The sequence below is a fragment of the Beduinella massiliensis genome (assembly GCF_900199405.1).
GTDB lineage: Bacteria > Bacillota > Clostridia > Christensenellales > Aristaeellaceae > Beduinella > Beduinella massiliensis.
Window position 1 is genome coordinate 45,334 of sequence record NZ_LT963429.1, and the last position, 19,770, is coordinate 65,103.

Here is a 19,770-nt window from a genome sequence, read left to right on the forward strand (position 1 = left end):
GGAATCCCTTCCTATTCTTAAAACAAGGTAAGCGCAAAAAAGACGAGGCCATCGGGCGTCTGCCCGTGGACGATAGACAGCGACTGACAAGGAGGAGTTTCCCATGGCTAAGGAATTTCGTGTAGGCATCGTAGGCTGCGGCGGCATCGCCAACGGCAAGCATCTGCCGGCGCTGAAGGCCCTGCCCAACGTCAAAATGGTCGCCTTCTGCGATCTGATCCGCGAGCGCGCGGAAAAGGCCCTGAAGGAGTACGGCGCGGAGGGCGCCAAGATTTACGACACCTATGAAGAGCTGGTCGCGGACCCGACGATCGACGTCGTGCACGTGCTGACCCCCAACAAGGCGCACGCGCCCATCTCCATCGCCGCGATGGAGGCGGGCAAGGACGTCATGTGCGAAAAGCCCATGGCCAAGACCGCCGAGGACGCCCGCGCCATGGTCGAGGCGGCCAAGCGCACCGGCAAGACCCTCACCATCGGCTATCAGAACCGATTCCGCCCCGACAGCCTCTACCTCAAGAAGTGCTGCGAGGCCGGCGATCTGGGCGAGGTGTACTACGCGCGCGCACACGCCATTCGCCGCCGCGCCGTCCCGACCTGGGGCGTGTTCCTCGACGAGGAAGCCCAGGGCGGCGGGCCGCTGATCGACATCGGCACCCACGCGCTGGACCTCACCCTCTGGGAGATGAACAACTACGAGGTCGAGTCCGTCATGGGCAGCGTCTACCGCAAGCTGGCGGACACCAAGGACGCCGCCAACGCCTGGGGCCCCTGGGACCCGGAGAAGTTCACGGTCGAGGACTCCGCCATGGGCTTCATCAAGATGAAGAACGGCGCGACCATCGTGCTCGAGGCCTCCTGGGCGCTCAACACCCTCGACATCGACGAGGCCAAGACCTCCCTTTGCGGCACCAAGGCGGGCGCGGACATGCGGGACGGCCTTCGCATCAACGGCGAGCGCTTCTCCAAGATGTACGTCACCAAGCCCGAGCTTGAGGCGGGCGGCGTCGCCTTCTACGACGGCACCGTCAAGGACGCCAAGGACGTCGAGGCCGAGCAGTTCTACGCGGCGCTCGAAAACGGCACCCAGCCGACCGTCCTGCCCGAGCAGGCGCTGGTCGTCACCGAGGTGCTCGAGGCGATCTACACCTCCGCGAAGACCGGCAAGCCCGTGTTCTTCGACTGATCGATTTTTCAGCACAGACAAGACCGGCGGTATGCCCCCTTTTCGGGGCATACCGCCGGTCTTTTGTCGCAGGCGGGCACATGCCGGGCCCGCCGCCTGCGGGCGAAAGCGCTCCACCCTTATCGGATCTCCGCGTCCAGGAACGCCCGGGAGCCGGTCGCGCCCCTTTGCCCCTGATACTTCCCCCGGTAGGGATGCAGGGCGCTCGCGTCCATCCTCGCGAACACCAGCTGGCCGACCCTGCGCCCGGCCTGCAGCTCGATGGCGCAGCGGTTAGCGTTGAACAGCTCCAGCGTGATTTCCCCGCTGAACCCGGGGTCCACCCAGCCCGCGTTCTGGATGAACAGCCCCATCCTGCCCAGCGAGCTGCGGCCCTCGACGAAGGCCGTCACGTCGTCCGGCAGCGTCACGTATTCCACGCTCGTCGCCAGAACGAACTGCCCCGGCAGCAGGAGGTACCTGTCCGCGCGGAGCTGCTTGTAGCGAATCTCCTGCGCCATCGAGACGACCCCGCCCGACGTGTCCTCCACGACGCTGAACGTGTCCCCGAGGCGGATGTCCACGCTCGCCGGCTGCACCTGCTCCCGCGTCAGAGGCGAGATGGAAAGCGTCCCCTCCTCCATCATCCGAAGGAGCGTTCCGTCCGATAAGATCATGGCTCTTCCCTCCCCTACGCGTTTCGCTTCCCGTAGCGCCGGGGCGGGCATTTCAGCGCCGTCTCGTGGCGGCGCAGGGCCTCGGCCTGCTGCTCCGGCGGGGCGATGTAGGCGCGCTGGTGCATGAGCAGGCGCGTGTTCACCATGCGCTTGAAGTGCATCTGGCACAGCGCCACGCCGTGCTCCGGGCAGGCGGAAAGCGCGAGATACCGCTCGTGCCCCGTGTCGAACCACGGGAGCTTGAACGTCGTCTTCCCCCCGCAGACCGGGCAGCGCACGCGCACCAGCGCCTCGTCCGCCACGGCCTCGGTCTGGTACTTGTAATGCGTGGGCACGCTGCGCGCGTCCGAGGCGGCGACGCGCGCCTCCTGCATCACCGTCTCCTGCAGGCGGAGGAGCGCCTCCGCCGGGGCGCTTTCATAGGCCGCGCGAATCCTCGGCAGCACCTGCGCCGTGCACAGCGCGTCGTACACCGCCCGGTGCGCGGGCAGCTCCGGCTCGATGCCCAGCGCCTCCATCGCCGCGTGCAGCCCCACCTGGCGCGCCGGCGTGTTCGTGAGCAGGTGCGCGTACAGGAGCTGCGCGTCCAGCGGCGGGTCAAACGGCAGCTTCACCCCGAAGTAGCGCGTGTTGCGCAGCAGCACCGGGTAATCGTCCCGCCCCCAGGTGCAGAGCTGAACGTCCTCCCCGCAAAAATCGATAAACGCGGCGAACGCCTCCTGAAACGGCACGCCCGCGTCGAGCTCCTCCTGCGTGATGCCCGTCACCTCGCGGATGTGGCGGTCGAGCGCCGGGTAGACGGCCGGGCGCACCACGTACTGCGCGCTGCCCAGCACGCGCATGTCCGGCCCGAGCTTCGCCACGCCGATTTCGATGATTTCATGCGGCATCTCGTAGCGCGTGTGGCTGGCGCTCTGGTTCCACTCCAGATCCACCACGGCGAGCGGCCGGTCAAAAAGCCTGAACATAGGTTCCCTCCAAAACAGCAGCTCCCCCTATTGTAGCGGATAATGCGCGCTTTGACGACCCCCTATTTCTGTCAACCAAAATAATTTACTTTATTTTTTGTTTTTTTGGTTGAAAAAAACGCAAATGTTGGTAAAACATAGGGCGCAAAAATTACGTCTATAAAGGGGGCGCTCTATTGGTTACAAAGGAATGGCCGGACGAATCGCTCAGCAGTCTGCTCAGGTACTTGCCGCTCATCAACCGCACCGACCTGCGCGAGGCCGTCCTCCGCGCTTTACAGGAGGAACCTTCGCGCAAAAAGAACCCGCAATCATTACAAAATTATGACGAAAACGCTTGATATATTACAAATTATCGTTTATACTAAGATCAGAAGTGAAGTATCGGGGATGTTAAAGGAGGTCTGCATATGATCTGTCCCGTTTGTCATACAGAAATTCCGGAAGGTTCAAATATTTGTCCGCATTGCTACACGGATCTGATGAAGACGCAGCAAAACCGCTATCACAAGAGCGCGAAGGCGAGCTCGCCGGTCAAGCTCAACCCGCAGGCGCTGATCGTGGCTGGGGGCCTGTTCATCGTGCTGCTGGTGCTGGTGGTCGTGCTGGTGCGCTTCCTGTTCAGCGGCGGCACGCCGGACCCACAGGCGCCGCAGGGCGGCGCAGCGCAGCCCTCCGCCCAGCCCGCGGAGACGTTCGCGGTCTTCGGCTCGACGACGGTGCCCGTGGAGATCACCACGCCCGAGCCCATCGCCACGCCCGCACCGACGCCCGCGCCGGTGGTCACGCCGGAGCCCAGCTACACGACGCTCAAGAAGGGCGACAAGAACGACAACGTGAAGACATTGCAGCAGGCGCTGATCACGCTGGGTTACCTGAGCGGCAACGCGGACGGCATCTTCGGCGCGAACACCGAAACCGCGGTCAAGGAGTTCCAGAAGGCCAACAGCCTCAAGGACGACGGCATCGCGGGCGCGCAGACGCAGTCCGCGCTGTACAAGAAGTACTCCGCCATCTCCAATGCGCAGGGCCAGACGCAGACGCAGGCGCCCGTTTCAAACGAGCAGGTGCCGAACCTGCCGGGCTAAGCGGCGGGCAGGCGGGGGCTTCGGCCCAGTCCGCCTGGCATGAACCCGAAAGTACATAAAACGCGCGCCGGCAGGGGGAAATCCCCCGCCGGCGCGCTGTAAATTCCCCGCGATTCCGCGCTTCACTGAAACGCCCACGTTCCCCCGGCCAGCACGGCCTTCACGTGCGCGCGCGCGTCGAGCGGGTCGCGGTCGTAGAGCGCGATGTCCGCGTCCTTGCCGGGCGCGATGGAGCCGACGCGGTCCTCCGCGCCCACGGCCCAGGCCGCGTTCTTCGTGACGGCGAGCAGCGCGCCGCGCTCGGAGAGCCCCTCGCGCACGGCGACGATGGCGGTCACCAGCAGGTGCTGCATGGGCGTAACCGGGTGGTCGGTCATCAGCGCGAAGCGCACGCCCGCGCGCTCCAGCAGCGCCGGGGCCTTGTAGGACTGCTCCCGCAGCTCGGGCTTCGACCGGTCGGTAAACAGCGGCCCCACGATGACGCGCACCCCGCGCGCCCGCTGGGCCGCGAGCAGCTCGTCCGCGATCAGGTAGCCCTCGGTGCAGTGCTCCAGCGACAACCGCAGGCCGAATTCCTCCGCGATGCGCAGCGCGGTCATGATGTCGTCCGCGCGGTGCGCGTGCGCCTTGACCATGAGCTCGCCCGAAAGCGCCAGGGCCAGCGCCTCCTTGCCCAGATCGCGGTCGGGCCGGTCGCCCTCGTCCTCAAGGCGCATCTTCGCAAGGTAGGTCTGCGCGTCCACGAGCGCCTGGCGCAGAATCGCCGCCGTCGCCATGCGCGTCATGGGCGTCTCCTTGCGCTCGTTGTAAACGGTCTTGGGGTTTTCCCCGAACGCGACCTTGAGCGCCAGGGGCTCCCGCACGACGCGTTCCCGCAGCGTCCTTCCGTAGGTCTTGAGCAGCGCAAACTGCCCGCCCACCACGTTCGCGCTGCCGGGGCCGGTCGCGCAGCAGGTGACGCCGCCGCGCAGCGCCTCCTCAAAGCAGCGGTCGCGCGGGTTGATCGCGTCGATCGCGCGCATCTGCGCGGTCACGGGCGCCGTCTCCTCGTTGCCGTCCGCGCCCTCGAAGCCCAGCGCGTCCTCCCACATGCCGATGTGGCTGTGGGCGTCCACGATGCCCGGCATGGCGTACATGCCCCGGGCGTTGAACACCTCCGCGTCCGGCGCGGGCAGGTCGGCCCCCACCGCGAGGATCTTCCCCTCGTCCACGAGGATGTCCCCGCCGTCCAGATAGTCCTGATCCTCCATGGTGAGGATTTTTGCGTTTCGGATGAGCAGCATGTCGTCCTTCCTTTCCGGCTGCCCGCCGCCCGCGGCGGGACGCCGTTAAATGCGTGGTTTTATTGTAGCCCATCCGCAAATGCCTGTCAATTCTGCGCGCGGACGCCGATTTTTCTTTCCACTCCCCGCGCAGCCCTTGAGGATGCGCACGCCTTTGTGATATAATGTCTTTGATTGCCGCGCGGCAGGGTTTTGGCCCCGTCGCCCGTTACATAAAAGGATCACCCGCGCCCCGCGCGCAGGGTTTCATCATCGATCGAAATCATACGGAGGTTCCACGATGGCAAAACGCATCCTTTCCCTCTTCCTCGCGCTGCTGCCCGCGCTGCTGCCGCTGCCTGCGGTGCTGCCGCTGTCTGCGGTACTACCGCTGGCCCTCGCGGAGGACGCCGCGCCGCAGCTGACGAACGTGCTGGCGGAGGATTCCGTGCTCGTGCCCGGCAGCAGCTGGTACATCGAGTTCGATTCCAGCGTCGCGGGCACGGTCACGGCGACGCTGATCAACCTCTCCGACGGCTCGGAGCACAGCGAGCTGGGCCAGATCCCCGTCAAGGAGGGCCACGGCATCCTGCGCTGGGACGGCCGCCTGTCCGAGACGGAGACGCTGTCCGCGGGCCCCTGGGGCATCGTGCTGCGCCTCACGGACGGGGCGGGCAACGAATCCGCCGCGCAGATGATCGCCTTCGACGTGGAGGCGGAGGGGGGCGCCCCCGCCGCGGCCGCGCAGGACGATGAAGCGGACGCGGGCGACGGCGAAGCGCCCGGGGACGGCGAAGCAGAGCCGGCGGACGAGCCCGAAAAGACGACGCCCGCGCCCACCCGGACGCCCGCGCCCGAGGCGACGAAGAAGCCCGTGCCCACGGCCAGGACGTATTGGGAGATGAACCCGGACGACTACGACCTGGACGACCCCGAGCACCAGCAGGCGATCTGGGACATCATGATGCAGCCCATCACCGTGCTGGAAAAGGATCAGCGCGAGCACGTCTACCCGACCTACGAGGCCGGAGCGGAGCTGCGCCCCCGCACGAACATCGCGGGCGAGCTGCACGGCACCTCGCAGGGCGTCAACATCCTTTCCGAGGATCAGGACGGCTACACGCTGATCGAGGCGTACTCCAACGACGGCACGGCGATCGAGTCGCAGCACGTCATCGACCAGGCGGCCAAGCTGATTCAGGGCTACGTGAAGACCAGCCTGCTCAAGAGCGTGACGCCCTCCGACAAGTACGCGCTGCTCGTAGACAAGCTGACGCAGAAGCTCTACATCTTTGAAGACGGCAAGATCATCGGCGAGCTGATCTGCTCCACGGGCTTCCCCACGAAGGATCAGCCCTACAACGAGACGCCCGCGGGCGAGTTCATCGTCGTAAGCTGGGTGGGCCAGTTCGAGAGCGGTTCGGGCTCCGGCCTGATGTACTGCGACCTGGCGATGCGCATCAACGGCGGAACGCTGCTGCACGAGGTGCCGCACAAGCTGAGCTCGGACGGCTCCACGCGGCGCTACGCCAACTTCGAGGCGTACCTCGGCCAGAAGGCGAGCCACGGCTGCATCCGCATCCAGCGCGCCAAAAACGAGCAGGGGCAGAACATGCGCTGGCTGTGGGACAACCTCAAGAAGAACACCAAGGTGCTCATCTGGGAGGACAAGGGCCGCACCATGCCCGACCCCGAGCTGCCCGCGGACGACACGCCGCTTTACCGCAACCTGGACGGCGGCAAGATGTACCACGCGGTGGCGGAGTGCCCGAACGTCAAGAAGCGCTTCCTGCCGCTGACGGGCGACTTCACCTACGGCGACCTGGACACCGCGCCGTTTGACAAGCTGACCCCCTGCCCGGACTGCCACGCGCCCCTGCGCAAGGAGACCATTCTGGAAAACTGGAAGAAGGCCGCCGAGCAGATCGGCGCGGCGATCCCCGACGACGTGCTCGGCTCCAGCGACCAGACCGCGGACGAAATCGAGGGCGCGGACGCGCCGGACGAATAATCCCCATCACGACTTGAGAAGAGGGCTGCCCCATGTCGGAACTGGCGATCCCCGAACAGTTTGAAGAGAGCATCATGGCCGAGTTCGCGCAAAAGCGCGAGCTCTTCGGCCACATGGCGTCGGACCTGGAGGACATCCTGCCCACGCTGATCGCGCGCGAGGGCATCGCGATCTCCAACCTGTCCATCCGCATCAAGAACGAGGAAAAGCTGCGGCGCAAGGTGCGCTTCAAGCACAAGTACGAGCGCCTGTCCGACATCACGGACGTGATCGGCTGCCGCATCATCACCCTGTTCGAGGACGACGTGGACCGCGTGCAGAACCTGATCGCGCGCGAGTTCGACGTCGTGGAAATCGTGGAGCGCAGGCGCAAGATGCAGGAGAGCGTGGACTTCGGCTACAACTCGCTGCACATGATCGTGCGCTTTTCAGGCGCGCGCGTGCAGCTCGCCGAATACCAGCCCTACGCGGACGTGGCCTTTGAAATTCAGATTCGCACGGTTCTGCAGCATGCGTGGGCGGAGATCGAGCACGGCCTGGGCTACAAGAACGACTTCGAGATTCCGCGCGTGGTGCGCAGGCGGCTTTCGCGCCTTTCCGCCTCCCTGGAGCTGCTCGACGAGGAGTTCTGCAACGTGCGCGACGAGGTGGAGCGCTACAACCACTCCATCGACCGCATCGAGCGCGTGCTCAAGACCGACATCAACATCACCTCGCTTTGCAAGTACCTGGACACGTCGGACACCGTGCGCGCGATGAACGCCGACATTGCCGACGGCCAGACGATCCCCATGACGTTCGACACGGAGTTCATCATCCGCCAGAAGGTTCCCCAAAAGCTCGCGTTCCTGGGCATCCACTACATCAACGAGCTGGACGACCTGCTGCAAAAGAACCGCGAGCGGATCGTGCGTTTCGGCCGCTACTGGCTCACGATGCGGCGGCCCACGGGCATCAACTACTACAGCATCGTGCACTACGCGCTGGCCTGCCTGGCGATGGAGGGGCAGGAGCTGCCCGATGCGTCGCAGTTGGGGATGCTGATGGATTCCATCTACACGCTTTCCGACCGAAAATAAGACCGCAGGCATCTTCGCTCCCTTCGGGGAGCCTTCGGGCCATCGACTTTGTCGATGGCCTCGTGCAAAATGAAGTTTATTTTGCACGAAGATTACGGGTCATGTTTTCCTACGCAAATGCTGCGCATTTGTCTGCGGAAAACGCCCCCTTCATACATCCCCTTTGGCTTTACGCTGCTTTCTCACTCCCCTTCGGGGGAGCATCTTTCTGCCCGCGCGCCGCACAAGGAGACGACCATGCGCCTGAAAACACTCTTCGCGGACCGCAGCTTCTGGCGGTCCGCCCTGCGCCTCGCGCTGCCCATCGCGCTGCAAAACCTGCTGCTCTCGTCCTTCACGCTGGTCGATACGGTCATGATCGGCTCCCTGGGCGACATCCCCCTCGCCGCCGTCGGCATGGCCGGCCAGTGGTCGTGGGTGATGAACATCCTCTTCTTCGGCGTTTCCAGCGGCGCGGCGGTCTTCCTCGCGCAGTACTGGGGCGTGCGCGACATCCGGGGCATCCACCGCACGTTCGGCCTGCTGCTCACCGGCGCATGCATCCCGGCGGTGCTGTTCATGCTCGTCGGGCGCCTGGCCCCGGGGTTCGTCATGCACCTGTTTACGAAGGACCCCGTGGTCGTGGAGCAGGGCGCAAGCTACCTCACCGTGGTCTGCTTCTCCTACCTCGGCCTCGCGCTCAGCCAGGCGGCGAGCACGCTGCTGCGCTCCACGGAGGAGGTGCGCCTGCCGGTGCTCGCCTCGCTGTGCTCCGTGCTCACCAACGCCGCACTCAACTACGCGCTCATCTTCGGCAAGCTGGGCGCGCCCGCGATGGGGCTGCGCGGCGCGGCCATCGCCACCACCATCGCCGCGTGGGTCAACGTCGTCGTGCTCTACGCCGCGGCGTTCCTTCGCCGCACGCTGCTGCGCACCGACGTGCGCCGGCTCTTCGACTGGGACGCGCCCTTTCTGCGCCGCTTTCTGTACGTGAGCCTCCCCGCGCTCGTCAACGAGGGCATGTGGGCCGTGGGCACCATGGGCTACAACATGATCTACGGGCACATGGGCACGGACAACTACGCCGCCCTCACGATCTTCCGCACCGTGGAAAACCTCGCCTTCGTGTTCTTCGTCGGCCTGTGCCACGCCTGCTCCGTGCTGATCGGCAAGCGCATCGGCGCGGGCGACTTCGACCGCGCGCGGCTCGACGCCCGCCGCTTCACCGTGCTGATGACCGTCCTGTCCGTGACCGTGGGGCTGGCCCTCATCGCGCTCAGAACGCCCATCCTCTCCCTGTTCAACGTCTCGGACGCGGTGCGCGGGCTCACCCGCAGCATCATCCTGCTCTACGGGCTGGAGATCGGGCTTCGCAACATCCCCTACATCACCATCGTCGGCGTCTTCCGCGCGGGCGGCGACACGCGCATCGGCGTCATCCTCGACACCGTCTGCGTCTGGTGCATCGCCCTGCCCCTCACGTTCCTGTGCGGCATGGTGCTGCACCTGCCCTTCATCGCCGTCTACCTCGTGATGCTGCTCAGCGAGGACGCCGTCAAGACGTTCTTCGCCCTGCGCTACTTCCTGCGCGACCGGTGGATCCATCCCGTCACCGAAGAGGGCATGCGCGCCGCCGGGAAGTCCTGACAGAAGCATAAAAATAAGCAGGCCGCGGCGTACGCTCCCAAGAAGGAGGGTACGCCGCGGCCTGTTCGCCGTATGACGCGGTAAGCCTTGGCCGCGCGCACCCAAAACGAGCGGAATACGGCGCTTCGGAGATGGCACCGGGCCCTGCCCGGGCATAAGGAAAAGGCGTCCCTCCCCCGCATACAGCACTCTGTATACGTCGTCCGTGGGTGAAACGCCCTTCCGATTTTATTATAGCGGTTGATCTGCGCAAATGCAAGCTATTTTTCCAAATTCTGTGTGACCAATGCTGTCAATCCATGCGGCTTCCAAGCACTTTAAACACCGGGGTGTGTTCCAGCACGAAGGGCTGGTCGTGCACGAAGAAGAGGGTGCCCGTGATGGGGGTGCGCAGCACCTCGCGCACGGAGCCGTCGTAGGGGTCCATGATGAAGGCGAGCTGCTCGCCCCGGCGCACGTGCGCGCCCGCGAACTTCACCCGGCGCAGCAGGCCGCCGCTGGTGGAGGACACGGCGTGCATGTCCTCGTCGGTGATGACCACGCTCGCGTGGCCCGGCGGCATGTCGCACTTCACGATGCCGCGCAGGTTGAGGAAGCGCACGATGGAGCGGATGCACAGCTCCGCCGCGTTTTCGTCGATGGTGTCCGTCTTGCCCGCGTAGAGCGAGAAGGCGTCCGTACCGCTCACCTGCCAGTTGTAGTTGAGCGTCACCGTGTCGTAGGGCTTGGGCGTGCGCACGTAGACGTAGGGCAGGCCGAAGTCCTTGGCCAGCTCCGTGTCCTGAAAGCCGGTGTCCATCATGCGCACGTGCGGGATGAACGTGCCCGGCATGTAAAAGGAGGCGAGCTGAATGCCGCTCTGATACCCCCGCAGGCGCTCGAACACCTCGTAGGCGATGCGCTGCGTGGTTTCGCCGTCCTTCTTGCCGGGGTACATGCGGTTGATGTCCGTGTTGTCCATCGACCAGAAGCGCTTGCCCAGGTTCATGGAGAAGTTGTTGACCGTGGGAATGACCAGCACGCTCCTGCCGGGCACGAGGCCGCCCTCCTGCTCGACCTCGCGCAGCATGGCGACCAGGCGCGAACAGACGTAGAGCTGCTGCACCTCGTTGCCGCGCATGGCCCCGATGATCGCGCAGGAGCGCTCGCCCTTGCCGAAGCGGTAGCCCGTGACGCGCATGGTGTCGCGGTAGGGCGAGGGCAGGGAAAAGAGGATGTCCTTCTTCATGCGTCGCCGCCTCCCGTCTTCATCAGCCGGGCGATGAGCGAGCCCTGATAGACCACCGGGTAGGCGCGCATGCTGAACACCAGCGCGTCGCAGGGGGCGAGCACGTCCGACAGGACCGTTCCGTGCAGCGGGTCGAGGATGCGGCCCAGGCGCCCGTCGCGGGCGACGCGGTCGTCCTGAAGGTCCTCGGGCACGAAGATGCCGGACGCCTCCGCGTTCACGAAGACCACCCCCTCGTCCTTCGTGGAGACGATGGGCTCGCCCACCCTGGGCGCTTCGCTCTTCCAGATGCCCAGATCCACGAGCAGCGCGAGGATGCCGTCCACCAGCCGGTCGCCCATGCGCCTATTGATGCGCATGCCCACGTCCATCTCCACCACGATGCAGGGCGTGCCCAGGGAGTTGAGCGTATGCGACAGCGTGGCCTTCATGACCGTCGCCGCGGGATAGGACCAGATGAATTCCAGGTTCAGCCGCCTGGCGAGGGGCATCAGCCGCTCCTCGCACTCGTGCATGATGCGGCCCTGCAGCACCTCGCGCAGGAAGATGCTGCTCGCGTGGATGTCGAGCACCAGGTCCGCGCCCGTGAGGCTTTCCACGATGTCGCTGGCGATTTCCTCAAAGGCCGAGCCGCTCTTCGAGCCCGGAAAGATGCGGTTCATGTCCAGGTCGAACGCCGGGATGCCGCGGGTGACCGAGTCGATGCCCATGGGGTTCAGCGCAGGGTAGATGTCCACGATGCCGTTCAGGCATTCGGGGCTCTGCTGAATGCGCTGGGCCAAGGCGAAGCAGACGTACTGCCCCTCGAGCTCGTCGCCGTGCGTGCCCGTGACGATGCACAGACGGCGCGCCCCTTCCCCGCCCTTATACCGGCAGCGGCGGACCATCAGCCGCTCGTCCACCGGCAGCGCCACCGAAGCCACGGTGGACACTTGCTTCAGGTTGTCCAATGTTCATTCCCTCCGAAATTCCATACAGGGGCATAATCCACTCGCAGAATAGCACAAAGCATGCGTAAATGCAAGCGTTCCCCGTGCAAATTTCGTCTTCCTGCCGAAATTTGGATAAAAGTGACCCTTTCCCGGGCGCATAAGCGCATGATTCCTTTCACTTATGCAAAAGATAAGCCCTGCGGGCTCTTGACGCGGGGGCGCGCTGCTGCTATGCTGATGCTGCAAAGGCCGCCCGGCCAGACGCTGCCTGAACGATCCGACTGAAACGGAGGGATTTTTTACATGCCGATCTTCCTCTCCCCCGACGCCCGCTGCTGCCACCTGCAGGGCCGGCGCCTGAGCATGGTGCTGTGCGCCTACAAAGTGCAGGACGGCGCGGACGAGCTCATCATGCCCTACTTCGGCGCGCGCCTCGAGGACGCCGACGTGCCCGCTGCGCTGCTGACCTCAGAGCGCCTCGCTTCCTTCGACACCGACAACGCGACCCTGCCCTTTGCCCTGCCGACCGCCGGGCGCGGCGATTTCCGGCCCGCGCAGCTTTGCGCTGTGGGACGGGGCGGCCAGCGCACCACCCGCCTTTCGTTCCTGCGCGCGGAGGTGACGCCCGGCAAGCCCCCGCTCGCGGGCCTGCCCGCCACCTATGTGGAGCGGGAGGACGAGGCGCAGACGCTCAGCGCGCACCTGCGCGACGAGGTGACGGGCCTCGAGGCCACGCTTTGCTACACGCTCTTTTCGCGCCACGATGCCATCGCCGTGAGCCTTCGGGTCCTCAACGCGGGCGGCGCGCCCGTGAAGCTGCGCGCGTGCGCAAGCGCCTCCATCAACCTCTTCGGCGCTTACGACCTGCTGCACCTGCACGGCGCCTGGGGCAAGGAGCGCCAGATCGAGCGCGTCGGCCCCATGCACGCCGAGCGCGTCATCCGCTCCGCGCGCGGGGCGAGCGGGCACCAGCACAACCCCTTCTGCGCGCTGATGGAGCCGGAGGCCACCGAGCGCACGGGCGGCGTCTACGGCATCAGCCTGGTGTACAGCGGCGACTTTCAAATCGCCGTGGACGAGGACGCCTACGGCCAGACGCGCGCGGTCTGCGGGCTGAACCCCGAGACGTTCGGCTGGACCCTGCTGCCGGGCGAGTCGTTCCAGACGCCGGAGGCGGTGCTCGCCTACAGCGACGCGGGCCTGAACGGCATGTCGCAGATCTATCACGCGCTGTACCGCACGCGCCTGTGCCGCGGCTACTGGCGCGACCGCGAGCGCCCGATCCTCATCAACAACTGGGAGGCGACCTACTTCCGCTTCGACCACGAGAAGATCCTGCGCATCGCGCGCACGGCGGCCGGCCTGGGCGTGGAGCTGTTCGTGCTCGACGACGGGTGGTTCGGCGAGCGCGACAGCGACGACCGCTCGCTGGGCGACTGGGTGGTCAACCCCCGCAAGCTGCCCCGGGGCCTCAAGGGTCTGGCGGAGGACATCGAGGCGCTCGGCATGCGCTTCGGCCTCTGGGTGGAGCCGGAGATGATCTCGCCTAACTCCGACCTTTGCCGGGCCCACCCGGACTGGGTGCTGCGCGTGCCCGAGCGCACGGCCACGCAGGCGCGCAACCAGTGGATCCTCGACATGTCGCGCGCGGACGTGCAGGATTACGTCGTCGAGGCGATCTGCGCGGTGCTCAAAAGCGCGCCCATCTCCTATGTCAAGTGGGACATGAACCGCAACTTCGCGGAGTACGGCTCGGCCGCGCTGCCCCCGGAGCGCCAGGACGAGGCACCCCACCGCTACATGCTGGGCGTGTACCGCGTGATGGAGTCGATCACGTCCGCCTTCCCCGAGGTGCTCTTCGAGTCCTGCTCGGGCGGCGGCGGGCGCTTTGACCCCGGCATGCTCTACTACATGCCCCAGACCTGGACGAGCGACGACACCGACGCGGCGGAGCGCCTGAAGATCCAGTACGGCACGAGCGTCGTCTACCCCGCCAGCACGATGGGCGCGCACGTGTCCGCGGTGCCGAACCATCAGGTCGGGCGCGTGACGGACATGAAGATGCGCGGCGACGTGGCGATGAGCGGCAACTTCGGCTACGAGCTCGACCTGTCGCAGCAGACGCCGGAGGACCTGGAGATCATCCGCCGCCAGATCGAGCGGGTGAAGCGCATCCGCCGGGTTACGCAGCAGGGCGCGTTTACGCGCCTGATCAGCCCCTTCGAGGGCAACCTGTGCGCCTGGCAGTTCCAGTTGGAGGACACGGTCCTGCTCTTCGCGTTCGTGACGCTGCAAAGCGCGAACCCGCAGATGCGCCGCGTAAAGCTCGCGGACATCCCCGACGGGCGCTGGCGCGACGAGGAGACCGGGGCCGAATACGACGCCTCGGTGCTGACGGGCGCGGGCGTGCGCCTGCCCTTCATCCAGCCGGGCGGCCAGCCCGTGGGCGACTTCAAGAGCCTGGTGATGGAGCTGCGGCGGATCGGATAGCCAAAGCGAACCGGCAAATCGGCAAAAAAGGGCGCGGGCGGTCTTCTCCTCACGGCGGAGAGGCCGTCCGCGCCCCTGTGTTCGCGCTCAGCTTTCCTTTTCCTGCTTGTGCCCCAGCGCCTCGTCCACGGCCGTGGTGGCGTTGTAAAGCACCTGGGCCATGTCGAACCCAAGATGATCGAGCTTGAGCTCCATGGAATTGACGCGCTTTTGCAGCAGAATCTGCCCTTCGCGCAAAATGTCCTGGCCCGCCTTCAGCTCTCTGATGTCGCCCTCCATCGAGTCCATGCGGCCTTCCATCGAGTCCATCCGGCTCTCCATCGAGCTGATATGGCTCTCCATCGAGTCCATCCGGCTTTCCATCGAGCCGATATGGCTCTCCATCGAGTCCATCCGGCTCTCCATCGAGCTGATATGGCTTTCCATCGAGTCGATATGGCTCTCCACCGAGCCAAGCTTTTCTAGTACGAGGCGTTGAAACTCTTCGTTTTCCATAACCGTGCTCCTTTTGTTTCTTCCATTTCCAGGCTTTTGCAGCGTTTCAGGCGCAATCCCCGCCGTGATATCTGTGCCGATTATACCACATTCTCCTGCGCGGGGAAAGTGTAAATCCGCACCGGTGCAGGGGAATGCCCGTTTGCGAGGCCCCAAAACAGGGCGTTCCCCCCGAAACTGGAGGGAGCCCCTTATTTTGTCTGTTCGTCGTCCTCCTCCAGGCTGTCCAGCGCGTCGCGGACGGCCTGCACGACAAAGGCGGAAAACGTCGTTTGCTTCCCGGTGATGGCCTGTTCGATCCGTTCCAGCACGTCATTGGGGAATCGGATACACTTGTTTGTCGTCGCCGGGACGGTTGGGATTTTGAATTTCATTTCCGCCACCTGCAATGCATTTGTATGATTTTTCTTTATTATGACAAATTGTATAATCATTGTAAGCATCACAGATGTATAACATTTGCATGACAAAGGAACGACGCATATGCAGAACAAAAAGGCCGGCCGGCCAGGCGCGGCAAAGCTGGAGTCCCTGCGCAAGCGATACCGCAAATACCACGAGAAATACCCCTTCCTGGAGCTTCCCGTAGACGAGGCGACCCCTCAATTCCCCAGCACCATGAAATCCTGCATCCGCAGCGCCGTGATCTGCCGCCTGCCCAAGCCGTCCCATCCGGGCTGCTACAGGGACGAATGCGCCCAGGGCGCCTACGACCTCCTGTACGGCGTTCACATGGCGCTGCTGGACGGCGAGCTGGACGACTTCGACTGCGTGGAGCGCGTCATCTGCCTCTTCGAGGCGTTCGGCATCGCATGCGGCGACCGGCACAACTTTACCTGAACCGCCCAAAAGGGCCCCCTTTCGGGAGCCCTTCCGCGCCTCAGCGGCACACGACCTCGATGGTATCCGCGCCGCGTTCCCGGCAGCCGGACTTCACCAGGCAGGCCAGGTAGCAGTACAGGCCGAAGACCGTGTACGTGAACAGCGCGTAGAGCAGGAACGCCAGGATCAATCCGATGACCAGATTGGTCAGGGCGAAGACCAGCGTGAAGGCGGAGACGAGCATCAGAAGCAGCGCGGGCCAAAGCAGGCGCATGCCCTTGCGGCAGACGCAGGCGTTGATCGCGTCGTTCTGGCGCAGCAGGCTGACCGCGCCGAGCGTGAGCAGAACCAGGCAGAACGCGCCGAACGCGATGCCCAGAATCGGCGTCAAAAGCCCGGCGGTCAGGAAGTTGAGCAGCGCGAGCACGGAAAACGCAATGCCCACCAGAATGCTGACGGCGACGGAGATCACATCATAATAACGGCTGTTGCACATGGCCTTGTTTCCCCCTTACCGCATCGTCACGCACGTGTCCACGTTGTGCGTGGCCGCGCGCAGGATGAAGTGGCGGCGCCCGGAGCAGACGCCGGCCGCGCCGTCCACGCGCAGATCCTCCGGGAGGATAAAGCGCATGCGGGGGGTTCTCAGGTCACAGCAGCTTTCGTTCTGGTGCGCCGGCACCGTCACGCACTTGAAGCCGCGCGCGTATTCGCGGCCCGCGGCGTCCACCTCGGTCAGCGTCACGCCGATCGCCGTGCGCTTGTGCGGACAGACGTTCCTGAGCGTCAGCGACACGTCCAGAATGCGGCCGCCCTGATCTACCTCCACGCTGCCCATGTCGACCGTCTTGGCCTCCTCGCAGCGCTCGAAATAGACGTGCGTCTCCTCCGGCGTGGGCATCGGGCACTCCCTCGTTTCCTGCACAGGCACGGCCTGAACCGGGATATTCTGCACGGGCGTCGCCTGCCCCTTGATGTCGAGGGTCCTGATTTCAATCGGTTCCATTCTGCGGTTTCCTCCCCATAGTTTAGATGCCATACGGGGTCGCCCCCCGTATGTACCGAGTCCCGGGAAACCGCAGTCCGCCTTCGCTTCTTACATTATGCGGCGGCGCGAAAGATGTGCGCCGTTAAAGCCGCCCCGTGCGCCGCACGAGCAGGCCGCTCGCCGCCATGCATACGCCCTCCAGGGCGAAGACCGCGCCCGCCGTAAAGCTCCGCGGGAACAGCGAGGCGAAGGGCGAGGCCATCGTCACAAAGCCGCCCAGCACCGAAGCCGCGCCCATCGCCGTGAACCAGCCCCAGCCGCGCACGCCGGCGCGCCGCAGCTCCAGCGAGCGCACGAACCGGCTGACGCCCAAAAAGAGCATCCACAGGGAAAAGAGCGCCGCCAGCCCGAGCGGCGGGAACAGGCGGTTCAGGAGCACGAGCGCGGAAAGCAGGACCGTCAGCACGCCGTCCAGCAGCAGATAACAAGCGCCGTGAACCGCGTCCCCGCACAGCGCGAAGCCGACGACGCCGAGGATGCCCGACACGAGCATCGAGACGCCCAGCAGCGTCGAAAGCGCCGGCAGCGCCGCCCCCGGCCGCAGGATGCACAGCGCGCCCGAGACGATCAGCAGGACGCCCGAAAGCACCGACAGCAGGCGCAGAAAAACGTGTTTCTCCTCCATAAAAGAAATCCCCTCCGGAATGTGATGTCCCGGGGGGGATTATACCGTCTTTCGCTTTACGCGGAAACCTTTATCGTTTCAAAACCTGTACGTGCCCGCCGAAATGACGTTTCCGCGCGCGCTCAGCGCCCCGCGCGGGCCTCCTTTACCCGGCCCTCCCGGTACGCGCACAAGAGCTCCTCCAGATCCGCGATGCGTCCGCGCAGCTCGTCGCCCTGGTCGGTGTCCGACACCAGCAGGCGGCGGGGCATCTTCTCCACCACCGTCTGCACGGAGTGGATGTCCTGCTCCTCGGTGATGGCGCGCGCGGTCGATTCAAAGGGCTGGTGCGCGACGAGCGAGAGCTCGTGCGAGTTGAAGATCAGCGTGTAGCCCGCGATGCCCGTGACCGGCTGATACGCGCGGGAGAGCCCCCCGTCGATCACCAGCAGGCGGCCGTTCGCCTTGACGGGGCTTTCGCCCTTCTTGAGCTGCACCGGCACGTGGCCGTTGACGATGTGCCCCCGGTCGGGCGAGAGGCCGAAGGCCGCGAGGATGCGCCGCGCCATCTTTTCGTCGTCCAGCAGGCTGTAGTAGAGGTTCTTCGTCTCCTTCCACGTCTCCCTGTCCGCGACGAAGCAGCGCTCGAACGTCGCCATGCGGTCCTTGCCGAACAGCGGCGAGTAAGGCCCGCAGCCCAGGTACCAGAGGAAGTCCTGGCCGTCCATGCGGGCGCGGCTGCCCGCGCGCGCGAAGAAGCCCTGGCGCGCGAGCCGGTCGGCCCGGTCGATCGCCTCCGGCCCCACGGGCGGGGCCTCGCCCCCGGCGCACGGCAGGGGGATCGGCGCGAAGTCGCCCTCCGGCGTCAGCGGGATGCAGCCGTGATACAGGAGGTTGCCGTTGCAGCGCAGGTACATGCTGCCCGCGCTGTAGAGGAAGCGCACGTGGCGCTGGAGCTTTTCGCTGTGGGCGAAGGCGGTCACGAGCCGGTCCATGACCTCGCGCTCCTGCGGGCTCAGGGCGTAGGGGTCGTTCCAATCCACGGTCGGGAAGCGGCAGGAGCGCAGCGGAACCGTCCGCTCCCCGATGCGAACCGTTCCGGCCGCGGGATCGACGCGGTGCAGCAGCCGCCTGTCCTCCATGCCGTACTCCGGGTGGCGGGCGATGAGCTGCCCCTCGAGCTTGAATTCCAGCACCGCGGCCGCCTTGTGCATGCGGGCGATCTGCATCTCGTCCTCCTGCAGCGCCTCGCCGTTCTCGTGCGGGCGGAAGGCGTCGCAGGGGTCGTCCGCGTAGACCTCCATCGCCATCGTCGCCAGCGGGCGCAGCGAGATGCCGTAGCCGACCTCGAGCGTGTCCAGGTTGCCGTACTTGACGGAGGTGACGACGACCTGCGCGATGCACGCCTCGCACAGCGCCGCCGCGCCCATCCAGACGATGTCGTGGTTGCCCCACTGCACGTCCACCTGATGATAGCCGATCAGCGCGTCCAGGATGAGGTCCGCGCGCGGGCCGCGGTCGTAGATGTCCCCGATGATGTGCAGCCGGTCGATGGCGAGGTACTGGATGGTGCGCGAGAGGGCGACGATCATCGCGTCCCCCTGCCCCGTCTCCAGGATCGAGCGCATGATCTCCTCGTAATAGGCCTGCTTGTCCCGGCTGTCGTCGCGCGCGAGCAGCTCCTCGAGCACGCCGCCCAGGTCGTCCGGCAGGGCCTCGCGGATGTGCACGCGCGTGTACTTGCCCGAAAGCAGGCGGCAGACCTCGATCAGCCGGTAGAGCGTGATGCGGTACCACTCGTCGCAGAGCACGCCCTGACGCCTGAGCAGCGCGAGCTTTTCCTCCGGGTAGTAGACCAGCGTGCACAGCAGGTCGCGCTCGTGCGCGGGCAGCATATTCTGATACAGGTCGCGAATCTTCGACTTGATGACCCCGCTCGCGTTGTGCAGCATGTGCAGGAAGGCCGCGTGCTCGCCGTGCAGGTCGGAAAGGAAGTGCTCCGTGCCCTTGGGCAGGCCGAGCACCGCGCGCAGGTGGATGATCTGCGCGGAGGCCTCGCGAATGGTGGGGTAATGCTGGGAAAGCAGGCGCAGGTAAGCCTCCCGATCGCCGCTGTGCGTCAAAAAAATCCCCCCTTTTTTCATGAAAGGTGCAACCAAAACGGGTCAAAGTCCGTCTATTAATCAAGAGCTTGTCTTATTGTACCAGCTTTCCCGCCCCGTTTCAAGGGAGGGCGCGGCGGGCCGAACCCCGTCCCCCCTTCGCCGCACACGGT

At 65.3% G+C, this 19,770-nt stretch carries 19 protein-coding genes; 8 read left to right on the forward strand and 11 right to left on the reverse strand.

From position 1 onward, the window contains the following. Nucleotides 1–103 precede the first annotated feature (103 nt). Entirely contained in the window at nt 104–1,186 is a 1,083-nt protein-coding gene (locus C1725_RS00715; RefSeq protein WP_102409769.1) for a Gfo/Idh/MocA family oxidoreductase, read from the forward strand. A 119-nt stretch (nt 1,187–1,305) separates the two neighbouring features. Here the strand turns inward: C1725_RS00715 and dcd are convergent, their stop codons facing one another. Continuing rightward, the gene (gene dcd, locus C1725_RS00720) at nt 1,306–1,842 is read right to left on the reverse strand and encodes a dCTP deaminase (protein ID WP_102409770.1); all 537 of its coding nucleotides are present in this window, start codon (nt 1,840–1,842) and stop codon (nt 1,306–1,308) included. A gap of 14 nt (nt 1,843–1,856) precedes the next feature. Beyond that, nucleotides 1,857–2,810, reverse strand: coding sequence for an exonuclease domain-containing protein (locus C1725_RS00725; RefSeq protein ID WP_102409771.1), 954 nt, complete (start codon nt 2,808–2,810; stop codon nt 1,857–1,859). 176 nt (nt 2,811–2,986) lie between these two features. Here C1725_RS00725 and C1725_RS19100 point away from each other — a divergent pair, with 176 nt between their 5' ends. Both C1725_RS19100 and C1725_RS00730 read left to right on the forward strand, forming a co-directional pair. Further along, entirely contained in the window at nt 2,987–3,151 is a 165-nt protein-coding gene (locus tag C1725_RS19100) for a hypothetical protein (RefSeq protein ID WP_346026200.1), read from the forward strand. 69 nt (nt 3,152–3,220) lie between these two features. Further along, nucleotides 3,221–3,898 carry a peptidoglycan-binding protein gene (locus C1725_RS00730; RefSeq protein ID WP_346026201.1) on the forward strand — a complete coding sequence of 226 codons (678 nt, stop codon included), beginning with the start codon at nt 3,221–3,223 and terminating at the stop codon, nt 3,896–3,898. Between the two features lie 122 nt (nt 3,899–4,020). Here C1725_RS00730 and C1725_RS00735 read toward each other — a convergent pair whose 3' ends face one another. Further along, nucleotides 4,021–5,181: an amidohydrolase family protein gene (locus C1725_RS00735; RefSeq protein ID WP_102409772.1), complete on the reverse strand. Its 1,161-nt coding sequence runs from the start codon at nt 5,179–5,181 to the stop codon at nt 4,021–4,023. A 280-nt stretch (nt 5,182–5,461) separates the two neighbouring features. On the opposite strand from C1725_RS00735, the gene C1725_RS00740 reads away from it, so the two are divergent. The 3 genes from C1725_RS00740 (at nt 5,462) to C1725_RS00750 (ending at nt 9,876) form a co-directional block, all read left to right on the forward strand. Beyond that, nucleotides 5,462–7,171 carry a L,D-transpeptidase family protein gene (locus C1725_RS00740; RefSeq protein ID WP_102409773.1) on the forward strand — a complete coding sequence of 570 codons (1,710 nt, stop codon included), beginning with the start codon at nt 5,462–5,464 and terminating at the stop codon, nt 7,169–7,171. Between the two features lie 32 nt (nt 7,172–7,203). Then, nucleotides 7,204–8,250 carry a hypothetical protein gene (locus C1725_RS00745; RefSeq protein WP_102409774.1) on the forward strand — a complete coding sequence of 349 codons (1,047 nt, stop codon included), beginning with the start codon at nt 7,204–7,206 and terminating at the stop codon, nt 8,248–8,250. Nucleotides 8,251–8,487: 237 nt separating this feature from the next. Continuing rightward, nucleotides 8,488–9,876 carry an MATE family efflux transporter gene (locus tag C1725_RS00750; RefSeq protein ID WP_346026202.1) on the forward strand — a complete coding sequence of 463 codons (1,389 nt, stop codon included), beginning with the start codon at nt 8,488–8,490 and terminating at the stop codon, nt 9,874–9,876. A gap of 292 nt (nt 9,877–10,168) precedes the next feature. Here C1725_RS00750 and C1725_RS00755 read toward each other — a convergent pair whose 3' ends face one another. Then, the gene (locus C1725_RS00755) at nt 10,169–11,104 is read right to left on the reverse strand and encodes a M14 family metallopeptidase (protein WP_102409776.1); all 936 of its coding nucleotides are present in this window, start codon (nt 11,102–11,104) and stop codon (nt 10,169–10,171) included. After that, the gene (locus C1725_RS00760; RefSeq protein ID WP_346026203.1) at nt 11,101–12,054 is read right to left on the reverse strand and encodes a M14 family metallopeptidase; all 954 of its coding nucleotides are present in this window, start codon (nt 12,052–12,054) and stop codon (nt 11,101–11,103) included. Before C1725_RS00760 ends, C1725_RS00755 begins: the two co-directional genes overlap by 4 nt. A gap of 285 nt (nt 12,055–12,339) precedes the next feature. Here C1725_RS00760 and C1725_RS00765 point away from each other — a divergent pair, with 285 nt between their 5' ends. Then, the gene (locus C1725_RS00765; protein WP_102409777.1) at nt 12,340–14,526 is read left to right on the forward strand and encodes an alpha-galactosidase; all 2,187 of its coding nucleotides are present in this window, start codon (nt 12,340–12,342) and stop codon (nt 14,524–14,526) included. A gap of 87 nt (nt 14,527–14,613) precedes the next feature. Here C1725_RS00765 and C1725_RS00770 read toward each other — a convergent pair whose 3' ends face one another. Both C1725_RS00770 and C1725_RS00775 read right to left on the reverse strand, forming a co-directional pair. Beyond that, nucleotides 14,614–15,021 carry a hypothetical protein gene (locus C1725_RS00770; protein WP_102409778.1) on the reverse strand — a complete coding sequence of 136 codons (408 nt, stop codon included), beginning with the start codon at nt 15,019–15,021 and terminating at the stop codon, nt 14,614–14,616. A 191-nt stretch (nt 15,022–15,212) separates the two neighbouring features. Then, nucleotides 15,213–15,395 (reverse strand): YlcI/YnfO family protein, encoded by a 183-nt coding sequence (locus C1725_RS00775; RefSeq protein ID WP_102409779.1) that lies wholly within the window; start codon nt 15,393–15,395, stop codon nt 15,213–15,215. 109 nt (nt 15,396–15,504) lie between these two features. On the opposite strand from C1725_RS00775, the gene C1725_RS00780 reads away from it, so the two are divergent. Next, entirely contained in the window at nt 15,505–15,861 is a 357-nt protein-coding gene (locus C1725_RS00780) for a hypothetical protein (protein ID WP_102409780.1), read from the forward strand. 40 nt (nt 15,862–15,901) lie between these two features. Here C1725_RS00780 and C1725_RS00785 read toward each other — a convergent pair whose 3' ends face one another. The 4 genes from C1725_RS00785 to C1725_RS00800 all read right to left on the reverse strand — a co-directional run bounded on the left by C1725_RS00785 (nt 15,902) and on the right by C1725_RS00800 (nt 19,618). Beyond that, nucleotides 15,902–16,339 (reverse strand): hypothetical protein, encoded by a 438-nt coding sequence (locus tag C1725_RS00785; protein ID WP_102409781.1) that lies wholly within the window; start codon nt 16,337–16,339, stop codon nt 15,902–15,904. A gap of 15 nt (nt 16,340–16,354) precedes the next feature. Continuing rightward, nucleotides 16,355–16,849, reverse strand: coding sequence for a hypothetical protein (locus tag C1725_RS00790; protein ID WP_102409782.1), 495 nt, complete (start codon nt 16,847–16,849; stop codon nt 16,355–16,357). 124 nt (nt 16,850–16,973) lie between these two features. Beyond that, nucleotides 16,974–17,516, reverse strand: coding sequence for a DUF308 domain-containing protein (locus C1725_RS00795; protein ID WP_102409783.1), 543 nt, complete (start codon nt 17,514–17,516; stop codon nt 16,974–16,976). A 122-nt stretch (nt 17,517–17,638) separates the two neighbouring features. Then, the gene (locus tag C1725_RS00800; RefSeq protein ID WP_346026204.1) at nt 17,639–19,618 is read right to left on the reverse strand and encodes a fructose-1,6-bisphosphatase; all 1,980 of its coding nucleotides are present in this window, start codon (nt 19,616–19,618) and stop codon (nt 17,639–17,641) included. Nucleotides 19,619–19,770: the final 152 nt, after the last annotated feature.

Excerpts from the sequence above, each read along its gene's own strand:
- dcd (WP_102409770.1), bottom strand. The coding sequence starts at position 1,842 with ATGATCTTATCGGACGGAACGCTCCTTCGGATGATGGAGGAGGGGACG.
- C1725_RS00755 (WP_102409776.1), bottom strand. The coding sequence starts at position 11,104 with ATGAAGAAGGACATCCTCTTTTCCCTGCCCTCGCCCTACCGCGACACC.
- C1725_RS00770 (WP_102409778.1), bottom strand. The coding sequence starts at position 15,021 with ATGGAAAACGAAGAGTTTCAACGCCTCGTACTAGAAAAGCTTGGCTCG.
- C1725_RS00735 (WP_102409772.1), bottom strand. The coding sequence starts at position 5,181 with ATGCTGCTCATCCGAAACGCAAAAATCCTCACCATGGAGGATCAGGAC.
- C1725_RS00725 (WP_102409771.1), bottom strand. The coding sequence starts at position 2,810 with ATGTTCAGGCTTTTTGACCGGCCGCTCGCCGTGGTGGATCTGGAGTGG.
- C1725_RS00775 (WP_102409779.1), bottom strand. The coding sequence starts at position 15,395 with ATGAAATTCAAAATCCCAACCGTCCCGGCGACGACAAACAAGTGTATC.
- C1725_RS00715 (WP_102409769.1), top strand. The coding sequence starts at position 104 with ATGGCTAAGGAATTTCGTGTAGGCATCGTAGGCTGCGGCGGCATCGCC.
- C1725_RS00785 (WP_102409781.1), bottom strand. The coding sequence starts at position 16,339 with ATGTGCAACAGCCGTTATTATGATGTGATCTCCGTCGCCGTCAGCATT.
- C1725_RS00745 (WP_102409774.1), top strand. The coding sequence starts at position 7,204 with ATGTCGGAACTGGCGATCCCCGAACAGTTTGAAGAGAGCATCATGGCC.
- C1725_RS00765 (WP_102409777.1), top strand. The coding sequence starts at position 12,340 with ATGCCGATCTTCCTCTCCCCCGACGCCCGCTGCTGCCACCTGCAGGGC.
- C1725_RS00740 (WP_102409773.1), top strand. The coding sequence starts at position 5,462 with ATGGCAAAACGCATCCTTTCCCTCTTCCTCGCGCTGCTGCCCGCGCTG.
- C1725_RS00730 (WP_346026201.1), top strand. The coding sequence starts at position 3,221 with ATGATCTGTCCCGTTTGTCATACAGAAATTCCGGAAGGTTCAAATATT.
- C1725_RS00780 (WP_102409780.1), top strand. The coding sequence starts at position 15,505 with ATGCAGAACAAAAAGGCCGGCCGGCCAGGCGCGGCAAAGCTGGAGTCC.
- C1725_RS00795 (WP_102409783.1), bottom strand. The coding sequence starts at position 17,516 with ATGGAGGAGAAACACGTTTTTCTGCGCCTGCTGTCGGTGCTTTCGGGC.
- C1725_RS00750 (WP_346026202.1), top strand. The coding sequence starts at position 8,488 with ATGCGCCTGAAAACACTCTTCGCGGACCGCAGCTTCTGGCGGTCCGCC.
- C1725_RS00790 (WP_102409782.1), bottom strand. The coding sequence starts at position 16,849 with ATGGAACCGATTGAAATCAGGACCCTCGACATCAAGGGGCAGGCGACG.